Here is a 15,607-nt window from a genome sequence, read left to right on the forward strand (position 1 = left end):
CAGGGTCTCCAAGGCCTTCGCGAACGACGCATCGAGCTTCACCGCGGTCGATACCCCGGTCAGCGCCGGGATCGAGGCCAACGGCTTCGGCTTCTCAGCCGCAGCCGAAGAGGACGCCGAGGACGAGGTGGCCGGAGCGGAGGACGCGGTGTTCGCCGGGCTGCAGGCAGCCAGGGAGAACATGAGCGAACCGGCAGCGGCAACGCCGAGGAAAGTCTTGAGAGATGTACGCATGGCAGTACTCCTTGAAAATGGTTCAATGGGATGTTCCCGTTCCCGCGGCCGTGAAACACGGCCTGACATTTTCCAGCGGGTCCGGCTTGGTCTGTCAGGAGTACTTCGGAAACACCCCCCACCCCGGATGGGTCACCCCCCAACCGACACCAACCCGTTACACAACCACACCGCGGCAACAGCCAGCGGGACCTGCCTCAGGCACCGAAGAAATCAAGTAACCAAGCGGTTGCCAGCAGCGCCGCAGTTCGCACCAGCCGCCCGCGCAGCTATGGCCTCTTCCCTGCGGCAGTGCCAGTATGTTGGGCATCAGGCTCAATGTAGGCGCACCTGCTCCGGGCAGAAGGAGTCATACTCATGACCTACATCAACAACCTTGGCGATGTGGGACAAGGCGACGTCGCCCTGGCCGGCGGCAAGGGGATCGGCCTGGGCGGCCTCATTCAAGCGGGGCTTCCGGTCCCCGCCGGTTTTGTGCTGAACACCGCGGCCTATGCCGACTTCGTGGAAGCCAACCACCTCGGGCCCGGCATCCAGGCGCTGGCCGCACTTCCGCCTGGGGCGGCACCGCAGGACTACGAGGATGCCTCGCAGCGGATCCGGGCCCTGTTCGGCGCCGGAACCATGCCGGCCGCGATCGCAGCAGAACTCGGCGCCGCCTACGGGCGCCTCGGCGACGGGGATTCAGCCGTGGCGGTGCGGTCCTCCGCCACGGCCGAGGACCTCCCCTCGGCCAGCTTCGCCGGGCAGCAGGAAACCTACCTCAACGTCGTTGGGGAGGGGGCCCTGGCCGCGGCCGCGACGGATTGCTGGGCGTCGCTGTGGACGGCCCGAGCCATGGCGTACCGGGCGCGTGAGGGCATCGCACCAGGCACGGTGCGCCTCGCCGTCGTGGTCCAGCGCATGATCAAGGCCGAGGCCGCCGGGGTGATGTTCACCGCCAATCCGGCCAACGGACGCCGCGACCAGCTGGTGATCAGTGCGGCGTGGGGCCTGGGCGAGTCCGTTGTCAGCGGAACGGTCAGCACTGATGACATCGTCGTCGAAGCAGGGACGGGCCGTGTGCTGTCCCGCCGCACAGCGGACAAGGCGACCATGACCGTCTACGCTGACCACGGCACCCGGGAGCAGCCGGTACCGGCGGAGCGCCGTCATCAGCCCGTGCTGGACGACCGGGCGGCGGCCGAGCTGGCCCGCTATGGAACACGGATCATGGAACATTTCGGCGTACCGCAGGACATCGAATGGGCACGGGCCGGTGACCAGTTCTTCATCCTGCAGTCCCGGCCCATCACCGCGCTGCCCGAGCCGGCGGCCGACGCCCCGGACACCTGGACGGTGCCCTACCCGAAGGGGCTCTTCTTCCGGGCGAGTATCGTGGAGCAGCTGCCCGACCCGCTCTCGCCGCTGTTCGCCGACCTCATTGACGGCTCGGTGTCCCGGTCGCTGCGTGCCCTGCTGACCGAAGCCGTCGGCAAGAACGTCATCCGCGAGAACGACGTGGGGCTGCCCACCATCAACGGCTACGCCTATTACTACTACCGCACCTCGGCATTGTGGCGTGTGACGGGCAAGTCCCTGACCGCGGTCCGCTCGCTGGCCCGCGGCAAGGCGCACATGGGAGTAACCGGCTGGCGGGAATTTTCGCACCCCCGCTACGAGCGGGTGATCCAGGACTGGTCGGCGAAGCCCGTCAGGGAGCTTTCCGGGGACGAGCTGCTGGCAGGGGTGCAGGCGTTGCTGGACGCCGGCACCGTGTACTACACGGCCATGCAGTCAATCATTCCGGTCGCGGCCACCAGCGAAATCTCCTTCCGGACGTATTACGACAGGCTCGTGCGTCGGGACGGGGATCCGCCCGCCCAGACGTTCCTCCTCGGCTACGACAGCGAACCCATCCAGGCGGAGAAGTCGTTGTACGACCTGGCAGCCTGGGCCCGGGAAGTTCCGGGGCTGGCCCCGGCGATCCTCCACGAACCGACGGCGGCACTCGTTGAGTCGCAGCGCACCGGGCTACCGCCGGCCGGGATGGACCCGGCCCTCTGGCAGCAATGGCATCCCCGCTTCCAGGACCACCTCGGCCGGTTCGGCCATACGGTCTACAACCTGGACTTCCTCACTCCGGTGCCGGCCGACGATCCCTCCCCGCTGCTGGGAACGGTGAAGTTCTACCTGCGCGGGCAGGGCAACGACCCGCACGAGCGCCAGCGGCTGGCCGCCACCCGCCGGGAGGACCAGACCGGCCGGACGATCGCCCGGCTCGGGCCGGCCCGCCGGGCCGCGTTCCTCCGGCTGCTCCGGTGGGCCCAACGTGCCGCCCCGATCCGCGAAGACGCCTTGGCCGACGTCGGCCTGGCCTGGCCGCTACTGCGGCGGATGCTGTTCGAGCTCGGACGACGGCTGGTGGACTCGCGTGTCATCGCCGAGCCCGGCGACGTGTTCTGGCTGCGCCACCGGGAGCTGCGCAGCGCCGTCGAGTTCGGGCTCGCGGGGCCGGGGGCCCCGGCTGTGGCAATTACCGGCGCGGACGGGCCCGTCCGCGCCGGCGCCGTGGCGGAGCGCAAGATGCTTTGGCGGGGCCAGGCCAAGGCCGCCGCCCCGCAATTGCTGCCCGAGAGCCGGTGGATGGAACGGGCCTTCGGGTCCATGATGCCGGCAGCCCCGCAGGACCAGCCCGGCGACATCATCAAAGGCGCCGGCGCCAGCTCGGGCCGGGTCAGTGCCCCCGCCCGCGTCCTGAGAGGGCCCGAGGAGTTCGCCCGGATGATGCCCGGAGACGTCCTGGTCGCCCGCATCACCACTCCGGCGTGGACGTCGCTGTTCGCGATGGCCTCCGCCGTGGTCACCGACGTCGGCGGCCCGTTGAGTCACAGCTCCATCGTGGCCCGCGAGTATGGCATCCCCGCCGTGCTCGGCACCGGGGTGGCCACCCAGCGGCTCACCAGCGGCCAGCAGATCCGGGTCGACGGCGACGCCGGAACCGTCACGATCGAGCATCCGGGCGTGACGGCCGGGCCGTGAGCGGGAGGATCCATGGACGGCTATGCCGAGCTTCGCGCGTTCCGCGCCACCCACCCGTACCGGTCGCTGACGGTCGGCGGCGTCGAATGGAAGTACATCGCGGGACCCGCCACCCCGCGCGCCCCGGCTGAAGCAGCAGACGCCGCACACCCTGCAGCGGAAACCGCCGCGGGGGCGAAGGCAGCGAGGCCGGCACTTCTTATCCTGGGCGGCGGCTTCGCATTCGGTGATTCAGCGTTCCGCACCATCACCGCTTTCGAGCCCCGCTTCCGCGTGCTCTCCCCCTCCTATCCCCCGGTGCGGACCATGGCCGAACTCGTGGCAGGGATCGCGGCGATTCTCGACGCCGAAGGGATCCGGTCCGCGAATGTCTTCGGCCACTCCCTCGGCGCCGGCGTGGCGCATGCCTTTTCGCGCCGTTATCCGCAGCGGGTGGACAAGCTCATCCTGTCCGGGTTCGGTCTCTACACCCCTGGCCACACGCGGTTTGTGGGCGCCTTTGTCCGTCTTTTCTCGATGCTGCCCAAGGCCGCGCTGGCCGCTTTCTATCGTCCGCGGATCGCGCGCCTTGCCGCTGGGGCCGAAGAAGACGAGCGTGCTTTCCTCACTGCCTACACGGAGGACCTCTTCGCGGCACACACCAGGGAGTCGGCGCTGGCGCGCCTGGCGGTGCTCCTGGATCTGGCGGCACATCCGGACCGGTACGCCGCGTCAGCGATTTTCGAGCGTGGGGAGGACGTGCTGGTGATCGCCGCTTCTGATGACCGGGGATTCACGTCGGGCGAACGCGAAGCCTTGCTGGCCGCATATCCCGGTGCCCGGGCCTATGTGTTCGGCCACGGCGGCCACTGGGCGTCCGCCACCCACCCGACGGAATACGCCGACGTCGTCGGAAGCTTCCTCGAAGGCCGACCCCTTCCCGCGCGAAAGAGCGAAAACCCTGCCGTCCCGCCACGCCTCCCGGCGTCGACCCGCAGCCAGGCAGAGCCCGCAACCGCGCCGCTTTCGACGCTGGACGCCAGGCTTGCCGCCTTCCGGACCAGCCACCGGTACCGCTCGCTCGACGTCGACGGCGTGCGCTGGCGCTACTTTGCCGGCGGCACGGGACGGCAGACCGTGCTTCTGCCCGCCGGCGGGACCAGGGTGCCGGACATGTACCTGCTGCTGATCGAGGCGCTGGAGCGGGATTTCCGAGTCATCGCCCCGGCTTACCCTGCCGGCGCCGGCATGGCCGGGCTCGCGGACGGCCTGGCTGCGATCCTCGACGCCGAGGGAGTGACGCAGGCGGATGTGCTGGGCTCCTCGTTCGGCGGTTTTGTGGCCCAGGTGTTCGCCCGCCGGCATCCCGAGCGTGTGCGGCGCCTCGTGCTCGCGAACACCGGAAGCCCCTCAGCAGCCCCGCTCCCGCTGCTCCCGCTGCTCATCCGCGTCCTCGCCGTCCTTCCGGAAAGCGCTGTGCGTTCGGTGACCGGCTGGAATTGGCGCCGCTGGTTTGTCCACGGCGCACGGGACGACGCGGCGTTCTGGAGCATGCTGCTCGCGGACATCCTCGGCCGGCTGCGCAAGGAGGACCTCCTGTCAGCCCTGCGGGAGATGAGGGACTTCGCGCGGCTGCCAGCGGGTGGGACACCAGGGGCGCGCACCTCCGCGGTTCCGCCGGGTCCGGTGCTGCTGATCGAATCGGAGCGGGATGAAGCGTTTTCCCCGCAGGCGCGTGCGGCCCTCCGCGCCCTCTATCCTGCGGCGGAGGTCCGTCTTTTCGCGGGCGAAGGCCACGGAGTGATGGCCGCGCGGACCGCGGAGTACGTCGACACCGTGCGGGAGTTCCTGCGCAGACCCTGACACGTCGGGCCCGGGGTCCTGGGGACAGCGAGCCCCGGGGTCCTGGGGGCAGCGAGCTAACAGTACCTCGGGTCCGCGGAACCGGTTGCGTCCGGCAGGCCGGCGTCGACCGGGAAAGTCATGAACGCCGGCGTCTCGTACGGATGCACGGACAGTGCGGCGTCAACGACGGCCGTGCGCCGGGAACGCGGGTAGATTGCCTCGATCCGGGTCTCCGGCACCTCCGCGGGGGAACTGACCGTGCCGATGGCCGGGTGCGCACCCTCCAGCGGGGTGAAGCGCCCGGTGCCCTCGACGCTGAACGAGCAGTGCGAGTAGTTGCCCAGCCTGCCCGCCCCGGCGTCGCCAATGGCCCGCCGGACTGCTTCCGCCGCTACGGTCGGGACGTAGATGACCAGACAATCCATTGGCTCCATGGCAGAAAGTCTGCCATGGAGCACAAATGACGGTGCGATCAGATTTTTCAGCGGCCGATCGATGTTCACGGTTCCGCTCTGCCGCCCGTGGGACCGGAATCAGATGCGCCGCCAGCCACGCGTTCGTCGCGGGATTTGCGGACTTTCCAGGCAACCAAGGCGATCACTACTGCGGCGACGACGACGACGGTGATGTCCTGCCCCACAGCTTTGACTACCACTTCATAGGAATTACCGGCAAGGAATCCCAGAAGAACGCATCCTGCACCCCACACCAGGCCGCCGGCGACGTTGAAGGCCAGAAAAGTCGGGTAGGGCATGCGCGAGGTCCCGGCGAGGGCGGGCATGACTGCGCGGAAGAATGCGACAAACCGTCCCAGAAATACGGCCAGTCCGCCGCGGCGGCGCAGGAAGTCCTGAGCTTTCTGAAGTTTGGCACGGCGCCTGTTCATAACCTTAAGATTCAAGAACCTGGGACCGAGGTGCTTGCCGACTTCGTATCCGACCGTGTCCCCGGTGACCGCGGCGAGTACAACGAGGAGCACCATCGACCAGACGGGCACGTTGCCACGGCTGGCCACGACCCCGCCGAGGACCGCGGCGGTCTCGCCGGGAATTATGAAGCCGACGAAGAGGGCATCCTCGGCGAAGACCAGCAAGCCCACGATCACCAGGGCCAGCAGGGGGCTGACGTTGAGGATGTTGTCGACAAAACCGCTCACCGGGATCCCGCACCCTAACCGAACGCTACGGAGTCAACCGGACAGCGGCGCTCCCATGTAACTGAAGATACATTCGCGCCTGCGACGAAAGAAAGGCCTCTTGGGAGAACCGACCGTCAAGGGGCTGGCTCCAGGCCGAGCCGCGGCCCTGTGGCCGACAACCTGCCCGGGGAGATCTCGGCTGGCGCAGCCACACGCTCACCACCGGCACATGGAAGTATTCTCTTATGACTACCGACAGTGATGCTGCCAACCTTCCGGCCTTTAGCGACTCCCACGGCGCAGGCGCCCCGTCTGAAGAAAGCCGAGGCTGGGACCACATCGGGGCCATCATTGTCGATGCCACGCTGCAGCGCCGGCAGAACTACCACGAGACCGTCAAGCCGCGCGTTGACGCCCTGGTTGCGGCATGGCCGGATGCCGCCACGACCAGCGGGTTCCGCCAGCGCCTCGATACCGGGAAGCTCTCGGAAGTCATCGACTGGCCCTCCCCCGGCCGTCTTGCCCAGGTTGAGGACACCACGTGCGTGTTCGAGCGTCTGGGCATCGAGACGCTAACGGAACTCCGAGGCGCGCTCAGTGACCCCGCCACCAGAACCGCTCTCCGGGAGGCCCTGGCAGCTGTGCGGCACGTCAGTCCCAAAACGCTGGACTACATCGACACCCTGGCCGGAATCACCATGGGTAGTTAAGGCCAGCCAGCCACGGGCGATGGCGATTGGCTCCGGGGGGCGCCGCTAGCAGCCCATGCCCGCTAGGCCACCAGCCTCGTGTCAAAGAATTCTTCTGCGAGTCGGATCAGGTGACCGGGAACATCCGCCTCCTCGCCGTGGCCGCCGTGGCCGAGGAAGACGGCGGTGCCCCGTGCCACGCCCGAAAGATCCAGGCCGCAGTCGTACATCAGCTGGGCGGCACGAAGGTTCAGCGGAAGGTTGCGGATCACGCCTTCAGCGTTGAGGTAGACATGCCAGTCACCGCGGGTGACGGTTTCTATGTCTCCGCCGACCAGGTCCTGCAGGGTGCGCAGGCCGGGTTCAATCGTTTCGATCCGGACGGGTTCGCTGATCCGGGCCGGGATTATCAGTGCTGTGTATCTGTTGCTCATTTTGGTTCTGTGATTAATAACAACGACGTAGTTCCCGGTGTTCCCGGCTCCGCTCCCGCACCTCCCCCGGCTGTGATGAGTCTCACCTGCAATAATCGCCATCTGGCTTGAGCCACCGGCCCGGCGCTGTGCATCATAAAAAGGCAAGGCGGGGCCCTCAAAGTCCCTCCGCATGAGCCCTGACCGTTCGCACACCAAGCGTGCGCAACGGAACGCGGCATAGTTTTACCCATCCTGGTGGACGCAATGAGGCCATACCGGTGAGCTCGCAGAGCCTGCCACGGTCTCAGGCGTTCCTGGTTGGCCCTACGGCGGCTCCGCATCGGTGCGGCGGCCGGACCTCCGGAATCATGAATGGAAGCCTGAACAATGACGTTTGAAACTGCCACCTCTGTCACCCACAAGCTCTGGGACCGCTCCAGCATGCACCACGAGCTGGATGCCCTGATTCACGACCTCTCGGTGCGGCACAACACCCCCAAGAGCAACATCGCGGTCCACGCCAGCGGCCCGAACACCTTCACGCTCAGCCTGAACCACGGCGCAGCGAACCTTGAGTCGGTCTCCGCCTAGCACCACAACGGCGGCGCAACACGACGACGGCGGGACTTTCCCGCCGTCGTCGACCCATGTCAGTCCCCGGGACTTTGGACACGGGCCCAAGCCGCCCCGACCCGCCTAAAATCAAGCATGGCCAGTTCCAGCACGGACACAGAACCGGGCATGGATCCGTCATGGAAGTGACGGTCCTGGCTATTATCACCGCGGCCCTGTTCGTATGGGCAGTCGTTTCGGCACGGCTGCAACAGGCGGACCTGACCGCACCCATTGTATTTACCGCTCTCGGCGCAGCCCTGGCCGTGTCCGGTCTGGTCAACAGCTCCGCGCCCCCGGCAGCTCTGACGCCGATGGTCGAGCTCACCCTGGTGTGGGTGCTCTTCTCCGATGCCGCCCGCCTGCCCCTCCAGCAGCTGCGCCGGGACGTGGGCCGCTACGTGCGGCTGCTGGGACTCGGCCTGCCGCTGACGATCGTGTTCGGGTGGGCTCTGGCCGCCTGGTTCTTCCCGCAGCTCGGGCTCTGGCTGGCCCTCCTCGTCGGCGCGGCGCTGGCCCCCACCGACGCCGCCCTCGGAGTCCCCGTGGTGACGAATCCGGCGGTGCCGTCGCGGATCCGCCAGCTGATCACGGTCGAGAGCGGCCTCAACGACGGCATCGCCACCCCGGTCGTGATGGTCGCGATCGCCGGTGCGGCCGCCGCAGCAGGCCTGGAGAGCGCCGCGGCTCCCGGCAGCGCGGCCGTCGAGCTGTTGATCGGCGCCGGTGTCGGCGCAGCGGCCGGCGCCCTGGGCGGGTGGCTGCTGCAGCTCGCCCGCCGGCGCGGGACCGCCCTCGAGGACTTCGCCGGCATCGGAGTCCTCGCCCTGAGCCTGTTCGCCTACACCGCCGCCCTCGCCGTGGGCGGCAACGGGTTCGTGGCCGCCTTCTGCGGTGGGCTGGCGTTCGGCACGTGCGCCGGTCAGCGGGGGCCGGCCGAACTGGTCTTCATCGAGCAGATGGGCGGACTGGTCTCACTGCTCGTCTGGCTGGCCTTCGGGGCCGTTGCCATACCGACCATGTTGGCGAACTTCGTCCCCCTGACTCTCGTGTACGCCGTGCTCAGCCTCACGGTGGTGCGCATGCTGCCGGTGGCGCTGGCGTCAATTGGTGCCGGCCTCAACCGGTCCACCGTCCTGTTTGTGGGCTGGTTCGGTCCGCGCGGCCTTGCCTCGCTCGTGTTCGCGCTGCTGGCGCTGGAAACGCTCGGGGCCGTGTCCAATGGCGCGGTGGCCGTCATTACATCCACCGTCCTGCTCAGCGTCCTGGCCCATGGGTTCAGCGCCGCGCCGCTGGCCGCCCGCTACGGACGGGCCGCTGCCGCAGCGGGACCGGAGCCCGGCGGGCCGGTGCCGGTCACTCCCGCTCCCGCCCGGGGCCTGAGCCGCAGACATCCGCCCGTTCCGCGTTTTCGGCCGAAGCGGGCCCGCCACTAGCCCGGGCAGAATACGCCCAAATGAGGCAGGGACTGATCCATCGGTCATAGAGCTCATCTATGCAGAAGGCAATTTTTATCTATTGGACTTGTGGCGCAGGTCTCATCAGACTTGGGGAAATAGATCTTTTAACAGATCTTGGCCGGGCAAACTAGCGTCCGGCCGTGTAGACCAAGGACGTTCACACCATGCATACTCAGCGAAAATGGGTCGTCATTCTCTGTTGGCTCACTGTCGTGTTCGAGGGTTTCGACCTCGTTGCCCTGGGCGCCTCCATCCCCACCCTGCTCGATACGAAGCACGCGGGGATTGACCCGGCCGGCGCCACCTACGTCGCCACAATTTCCCTCGTCGGCGTCGGGATCGGCGCTGCCCTGATCGGTCCAATCTCGGACCGCTTCGGCCGGCGGCTGCCCCTGATTACCTGCGTGGCCGTGTTTTCAGTCTTCACCTTGTTGTTCCCCCTCATGCCAAATGTGGCCATGATGGGCATCCTCCGGCTCCTGGCCGGTCTCGGGCTGGGCGGCTGCATGCCCGTAGCCGTAACCGCCATGCAGGAAGCCGCATCCAGCAATGGCAAGGCGCACTCGAGCACCCTGACCATGACCGGTTACCACGTCGGCGCCGTCGCCGCGTCGCTGCTCGCACTGCTGGTCGGTCGCCAGTGGGAGTGGCTCTTCTACGCAGGCGGCCTTCTCGGCGTCCTTGCCGTCCCCCTCATGTGGGCAAAGCTGCCCGAGACATCACCCGTCGCCGCAGCCTCGAAGACTGCCGGTGCGCCCGCGCACAAGGTCCGAATCGGCAGCCTGCTCCGTCGGCCGTACCTGCGCATCACGCTGGGACTCTGGGTTGCAGCCTTCATGGGCCTCATGCTGGTTTACGGCCTGAACACCTGGCTGCCGCAACTGATGCGGGGCGCCGGCTATAACATCGCAGACTCCCTCGGCCTGCTCCTGGTCCTGAATGTCGGCGCAATCGCTGGCCTGCTGGTCGGGGGGCGGGTAGCGGACCTCCGAGGCGTCAAGGGCACCACGATGTTCTGGTTCGCCGCCGCCGCCGTGCTGCTGGCCGTGCTGAGCATCAAGATGGAAAACCAACTCGTGCTCAATGGCGTCGTATTCGTCACCGGATTCTTTGTTTTCTGCGCCCAGGTGCTCGTCTACGGCTTCGTCGGCTACCTGTACCCACGCCATATCGTCGCCTCCGGCATGGGCTTTGTCTCCGCCGTCGGTCGCCTCGGTGCGATCGCGGGTCCCTGGATCACCGGCCTGCTGGTGGTTGCCGGCATCGCGTATCCCTTCAGTTTCTATGTCTTCGCAGCAGCGGCGTTGCTGGGGGTCGCGGCCGTGGCGGTCATCCCGAAGGTCAAGCGTGGGGCGCCGTTCGTTCCGGATGAACCCTCCCTTGGGACCAGCAAGCCAGCGGGCATCGCCTGAGTCCATCAGCCAGGTTCGGACAACTCCTTGCGCTACGGTTCGGTGTCCGGCCCCGCCAAGCGGGGCCGGACTGCCTTATCCATTCGCCTCTCCCAGCGCCCCGGCCACGAGATCCAGGAACCATTCCGCGGCGCCGGTGGAGGAGACGGTGGCATCCCAGTAGAGGGTCACCTCGAACTGGGGCATGTCGAACGGCAGCTCACGGATGGCAACGGGCCAGCGCTCCGCCATCCTGGTTGCCATCTGCCGCGGCAGGATGGCGATCATGTCGCAGCCCACCACCACCTCGGCCAGCGCGGTGAAGTGCGGAACCCGCAAGGCAATGACCCGGTCCACCTGCTGCGCCCGGATAGCCTGTTCCACCTGGTCGTGGCCTGCGGCGGGGTCCATCGCCACGTGCTTCAGGGCCAGGAACTCCTCCCAGCCGATCCGCGGACCAGGAGCCGCCGCACCCTGTGGCAGCACACAAACGTAGCGCTCGTCGGCCACGATGGTGCGGCGGCCGGATACCTCCAGCGGAATGCTCGCGATGGCGCCGTCGATCTCGCCGTGGGCAAGCCAGCTCCGGACCTGGGAAATCTGCATCGGCACGACTTCAAGACTGGCTCCGGGGGCCCGCACCACCAGCTGTTTCATGATCCGCGGCAGGAAGGCATTCTCGCCGATGTCCGTCAGGCACAGGCGGAATGTTTTGCTGGTGCGGGAGGGATCAAAGACATTGTCCGCGTCCACGGCGTCGTCTACGGCGAGCACGGCCTTGCGGAACACGGCAGCCAACGCCGAGGCGCGCACTGTGGGCTCATACCCGGCCGGGCCGCGGACGAACAGCGGATCGTTCAGGGCCCGCCGCAGCCTGCCGAGGGCATGGCTGACGGTGGGCTGCGTCAGGGACAGGTCCTGCGCGGCGCGGGTCACCGATCGGTGGTCATAAATGCTCAGGAAAGTTCGGATCAGGTTCAGGTCAAGACTCACCCAGTCATCATAGAGATCTTCTATGGGAGAGGGCTGATTTATTTATTTGTCGACACAGGAGTTCGCAGCCTAGCTTTATAGGACCAGCAGCTCCGGGATAGGAAAGCATCACCATGACCACTGTCAATGACGCCACGTACAAGCTCCTGCGCCAGCATGGACTGACCACGATTTTTGGCAATCCCGGCTCCAACGAACTGCCGTTTCTCGCGGCCATGCCGAAGGATTTCCGTTATGTCCTGGGCCTCCACGAAGGCGTTGTGGCCGGGATGGCGGACGGCTATGCCCAGGCCACCCGCCGTCCCGCCATGGTGAACCTGCACGCCGCCTCGGGATCGGGCAACGCCATGGGTGCGCTCACCAATGCCTGGTACTCGCACACGCCGCTGGTGATCACCGCGGGCCAGCAGGTCCGCGCCACGATCGGCCAGGAAGTCATGCTTTCCAACGTGGACGCCGCCTCACTTCCCCGCCCGCTCGTGAAGTGGAGCGCTGAGCCGGCCTCGCCCCACGACGTCGTCCGCACCATCGGCCAGGCCATCCACAGCGCAACCCTCGAGCCCTCCGGGCCCGTTTACGTGTCCATCCCGTACGACGACTGGGCACAGGAAACGGGGCCGGCGGAGGAGCACCTGGCCGCGCGCACGGTCGAAAACGCCGGCGAGCTTTCCGACGGCCAGCTCGCGGACCTGGTGGCCGTCCTTGACGCGGCCGAGAACCCCGTCCTGGTCCTGGGACCCGACGTCGACTCCGCCAGGGGGAACGCCGACGCCGTCACGCTCGCCGAGCGCCTCGGCGCCCCGGTCTGGGTGGCACCGTCCGCGCCCCGCTGCCCTTTCCCGACCACCCACGCCGCGTTCCGTGGCGTGCTGCCCGCCTCCGTTGAGGGCATCACCCGCCTGCTGGCCGGGCATGACCTGATCCTGGTGGTCGGCGCCCCGGTATTCCGTTACCACCAGCATGAGCCCGGGAACTACCTTCCGGCGGGTGCGTCCCTGCTGCAGATCAGCTGTGATCCTGGAGAGGCGGCCCGCGCACCGATGGGCCGCGCGCTGGTGGCCTCGATCGGTCCGGCACTGCGCCGTCTGGCCGCGTCGGTGACGCCCCGTGGTGTGCAGCTCCCGCCGCGCGCGCGGCCGGAGCTACCACCGCTGTCCGCGCAGGGGCCGGAGGAAGGAATCGGGCTGGCCCCGGAGGCCGTCTTCAGGCTCATCAACGAGCTCGCCCCCGAGGACGCCATCTACGTCAACGAGACGACGTCGACGGTCGGCGCCTTCTGGGACCGGATGGACATGCGCCACCCCGGCAGCTACTACTTTCCGGCATCCGGCGGGCTCGGGTTCGGCATGCCGGCCGCGGTCGGAGTCCAGCTCGCCGAACCGGGCCGCCGCGTGGTGGCGTTCATCGGCGACGGCTCAGCGAACTACGGCATCACGGCCCTGTGGACGGCGGCACAGTACAGGGTTCCCGTGGTGTTCGTGATCCTGAACAACGGCACGTACGGCGCCCTGCGCGGCTTCGCGGCCAAACTCAATGCCCTCGACGCACCCGGCCTCGACGTGCCCGGGATCGACTTTGTCTCGCTCGCCGCAGGGTACGGCGTGGACGCGGACCGGGCCGCTTCGCTGGAGGCGCTGCGCGACTGCTTCGCCAAGGCGCTCGCCTCCGAGGGCCCGACCCTGATCGAAGTCCCCATCACCACGGTCTCGCCGTTCTGAACGCGCTGAACCCGGTTAAGGAACCCAGCTCGGCCGACGTCGGCGGGTTGGCTCCGGGCCGGGAGCAGGTGATGGCCGCGGCCCGGTTCGCGTAGGCGGCCAGTGCGTGCAGTTCCTCGGGGGTGATGTCCTGAAGGCGTGCTCGTGCGGGGGCGCCCAGCGCGTCGAGCTGCGCGAGTCCGGGAATCAGGGCTGACATGAAGGAGTCCCCCGCACCGACGGTGTCCGCCACCGGGACGGATTCGGCCGGCAGCTCCACGCGGCCTCGCCGGGTGATGAGGACCGGCCCGTCCGCGCCGCGGGTCAGTGCCACCAGCGCCGGTCCGAGTTTCAGCCACGCCGCCATCGACTCGTCCGGCGTCCGCCCGGGGTAGAGCCAACGCAGGTCCTCGTCGCTGGCTTTGACGATGTCGCTGGCGGCCACAAAGCCTTCGGCCTCGTCCCGGGCCCCGGCCGCGTCCCGGCTGATCGCGGGCCGACAGTTGGGGTCAAAGCTGACCGTGGCGTGCGGGCGTGCCGCCTCGATCAGGCGCCGTACGGACGTGTTGCCCGGGGGCAGGAGTGAGGCGATGGATCCGGTGTGGACATGCAGCGAGCCGTCCACGGCTGCCAGGGCCGGGACGGATGCTCCCTTGAGATCCCAACTGATGGCGAACGTATAGTCGGCGGCCCCGGTGGTGTTCAGGGACGCCACCGCGGTCGAGGTCGGCAGGGAGCCGCCAGCCGTGGCATCCACACCGTTGCTGTGCGGGTGGTCCGCGATCATCTGCCCGTAAGGGTCCTCCGCGAAGTGGGTGATGAGTTTGGTCCGGAGGTCCAGACGGGAGCAGCCGACGGCAACGTTGAGGGGGCTGCCGCCCGGATGCGCCTCCGGCGTGGCGGTTCCGCGCCGCGGGTCGTGGATGATGTCAACGAGGGACTCGCCGATCACGGTCACCCAGGGTCCGTCGTCTGAGTGGCCCGGCTGGGGACCCTTCTCTTGTGCTGGCATGGCAGCTTCCTTGCAGGTGGGTGCTGAACGGGGACTGGTTGGTGGCGGCGTGGCTCAGCGGCCCGGATAGACCACGGCCTTGAGCTGCCCGGCCTGCTTGCCCGCTTTGAGCGCTTCCTCGGATTCGGCCAGGGCGAACCTGCCGGTGACCAGGATGTCCAGGTCCACCTTGCCGTCGGCGACCAGCTGGATGGCGAGCGGCCAGGTGTTGGTGTAGCGGAACACGCCGGAGAGCCAGATTTCGCGGTTCTGGATGTAGGAGACGGGGAGTTCGACGTCGTCGGCCCCGAGCCCCACCAGGATGACCCGGCCGGCCGGTCCCACGGCTTTGATCCCGGACCGAACGGCCTGCGGGGCGCCGGAGGCGTCGATGAAAGCGTCGACGTCGAGCCCTTCGACGCTGTCGGTCCGGGCGTTCAGGGCATGGGTGGCGCCGTGTTCCAGGGCGAAAGCGAGCCGGTCGTCGGCGATGTCCGTGATGTAGATTTCGGCGGCGCCGAAAGCGCGGGCGGCCTGGGCGGCGATGATGCCGATCGGGCCGGCTCCGGCGATCAGGACCCGGCTGCCGGGCTTGATCTGGGCGCGTTCGCAGGCCCAGAGGCCGACCGAGAGCGGTTCGATGAGGGCAGCCGTCTCGTCGCTGACGCTGTCCGGGATGTCGTAGGCGAAATCGCCCTGGATGGTGACGTATTCGGCGAACGCGCCGTCGATCGGCGGGGTGGCATAGAACTCGATGTCGGGGCACAGGTTGTACCGTCCGGCTTTGCACTGCTTGCATTTGCGACAGGGCCGCTGGGGCTCGACTGCGACCCGCCGGCCGATGCGGGCGGGGTCAATGGCGCTTCCGACGGCGGCGATCCGTCCGGAGAGTTCGTGGCCGAGGATCAGCGGGTGGTCCACGACGTAGTCACCGATCCGGCCGTGCTCGTAGTAGTGGACGTCGCTGCCGCAGACGCCGACGGCGGCGACCTGGACCAGGACCTGGTCGGGCTCCAGTTGCGGGACGGGCAGGGTTTCCATGGCCATCTCGCCCTGGCGCTTGAGGACGGCGGCGCGCATTGTGGCGGGTACTTCCGGGGGACCGGAGATGCGGGACTGTGCGGTTGATGTTGTCATCGAA

13 protein-coding genes and 1 pseudogene are annotated in these 15,607 nt (G+C 68.0%); 7 read left to right on the forward strand and 7 right to left on the reverse strand.

What is annotated here, in order from left to right; all coding sequences use genetic code 11:
- Window positions 1-234 (reverse strand): annotated as a pseudogene (locus BJQ90_RS02635) (hypothetical protein); the annotation flags it as partial.
- A 357-nt stretch (window positions 235-591) separates the two neighbouring features.
- Here BJQ90_RS02635 and BJQ90_RS02640 point away from each other — a divergent pair.
- Together BJQ90_RS02640 and BJQ90_RS02645 are read left to right on the forward strand one after the other, a co-directional pair.
- Entirely contained in the window at window positions 592-3,255 is a 2,664-nt protein-coding gene (locus tag BJQ90_RS02640; RefSeq protein WP_226758760.1) for a PEP/pyruvate-binding domain-containing protein, read from the forward strand.
- Window positions 3,256-3,267: 12 nt separating this feature from the next.
- Window positions 3,268-5,097, forward strand: coding sequence for an alpha/beta fold hydrolase (locus tag BJQ90_RS02645; RefSeq protein ID WP_226758761.1), 1,830 nt, complete (start codon window positions 3,268-3,270; stop codon window positions 5,095-5,097).
- A 56-nt stretch (window positions 5,098-5,153) separates the two neighbouring features.
- Here BJQ90_RS02645 and BJQ90_RS02650 read toward each other — a convergent pair whose 3' ends face one another.
- On the reverse strand, window positions 5,154-5,513 hold the full coding sequence (locus BJQ90_RS02650) for a hypothetical protein (RefSeq protein WP_413463628.1): 360 nt from the start codon (window positions 5,511-5,513) through the stop codon (window positions 5,154-5,156).
- 65 nt (window positions 5,514-5,578) lie between these two features.
- The gene (locus tag BJQ90_RS02655; RefSeq protein ID WP_226758762.1) at window positions 5,579-6,235 is read right to left on the reverse strand and encodes a DedA family protein; all 657 of its coding nucleotides are present in this window, start codon (window positions 6,233-6,235) and stop codon (window positions 5,579-5,581) included.
- Window positions 6,236-6,462: 227 nt separating this feature from the next.
- Here BJQ90_RS02655 and BJQ90_RS02660 point away from each other — a divergent pair, with 227 nt between their 5' ends.
- The gene (locus BJQ90_RS02660; RefSeq protein WP_226758763.1) at window positions 6,463-6,927 is read left to right on the forward strand and encodes a hypothetical protein; all 465 of its coding nucleotides are present in this window, start codon (window positions 6,463-6,465) and stop codon (window positions 6,925-6,927) included.
- 62 nt (window positions 6,928-6,989) lie between these two features.
- Here the strand turns inward: BJQ90_RS02660 and BJQ90_RS02665 are convergent, their stop codons facing one another.
- The gene (locus BJQ90_RS02665) at window positions 6,990-7,340 is read right to left on the reverse strand and encodes a DUF3846 domain-containing protein (protein WP_226758764.1); all 351 of its coding nucleotides are present in this window, start codon (window positions 7,338-7,340) and stop codon (window positions 6,990-6,992) included.
- 369 nt (window positions 7,341-7,709) lie between these two features.
- Here BJQ90_RS02665 and BJQ90_RS02670 point away from each other — a divergent pair, with 369 nt between their 5' ends.
- The 3 genes from BJQ90_RS02670 (at window position 7,710) to BJQ90_RS02680 (ending at window position 10,806) form a co-directional block, all read left to right on the forward strand.
- The gene (locus BJQ90_RS02670; protein ID WP_226758765.1) at window positions 7,710-7,913 is read left to right on the forward strand and encodes a hypothetical protein; all 204 of its coding nucleotides are present in this window, start codon (window positions 7,710-7,712) and stop codon (window positions 7,911-7,913) included.
- 161 nt (window positions 7,914-8,074) lie between these two features.
- Window positions 8,075-9,370, forward strand: coding sequence for a cation:proton antiporter (locus BJQ90_RS02675; protein ID WP_226758766.1), 1,296 nt, complete (start codon window positions 8,075-8,077; stop codon window positions 9,368-9,370).
- Between the two features lie 188 nt (window positions 9,371-9,558).
- Complete coding sequence (locus BJQ90_RS02680; RefSeq protein WP_226758767.1) at window positions 9,559-10,806, forward strand: MFS transporter; 1,248 nt, start codon at window positions 9,559-9,561, stop codon at window positions 10,804-10,806.
- 75 nt (window positions 10,807-10,881) lie between these two features.
- Here the strand turns inward: BJQ90_RS02680 and BJQ90_RS02685 are convergent, their stop codons facing one another.
- Window positions 10,882-11,778 carry a LysR family transcriptional regulator gene (locus BJQ90_RS02685; protein WP_226758768.1) on the reverse strand — a complete coding sequence of 299 codons (897 nt, stop codon included), beginning with the start codon at window positions 11,776-11,778 and terminating at the stop codon, window positions 10,882-10,884.
- A gap of 113 nt (window positions 11,779-11,891) precedes the next feature.
- Here BJQ90_RS02685 and mdlC point away from each other — a divergent pair, with 113 nt between their 5' ends.
- The gene (gene mdlC / locus BJQ90_RS02690; RefSeq protein WP_226758769.1) at window positions 11,892-13,496 is read left to right on the forward strand and encodes a benzoylformate decarboxylase; all 1,605 of its coding nucleotides are present in this window, start codon (window positions 11,892-11,894) and stop codon (window positions 13,494-13,496) included.
- On the opposite strand, the gene BJQ90_RS02695 is transcribed toward mdlC, so the two are convergent.
- Window positions 13,474-14,487: a carbohydrate kinase family protein gene (locus BJQ90_RS02695; protein WP_226758770.1), complete on the reverse strand. Its 1,014-nt coding sequence runs from the start codon at window positions 14,485-14,487 to the stop codon at window positions 13,474-13,476. The genes mdlC and BJQ90_RS02695 overlap by 23 nt on opposite strands.
- 54 nt (window positions 14,488-14,541) lie before the next feature.
- Complete coding sequence (locus BJQ90_RS02700) at window positions 14,542-15,603, reverse strand: NAD(P)-dependent alcohol dehydrogenase (RefSeq protein WP_226758771.1); 1,062 nt, start codon at window positions 15,601-15,603, stop codon at window positions 14,542-14,544.
- Window positions 15,604-15,607: the final 4 nt, after the last annotated feature.

Origin of the sequence: Arthrobacter sp. SO3, from assembly GCF_020532825.1 — a bacterium.
GTDB lineage: Bacteria > Actinomycetota > Actinomycetes > Actinomycetales > Micrococcaceae > Arthrobacter.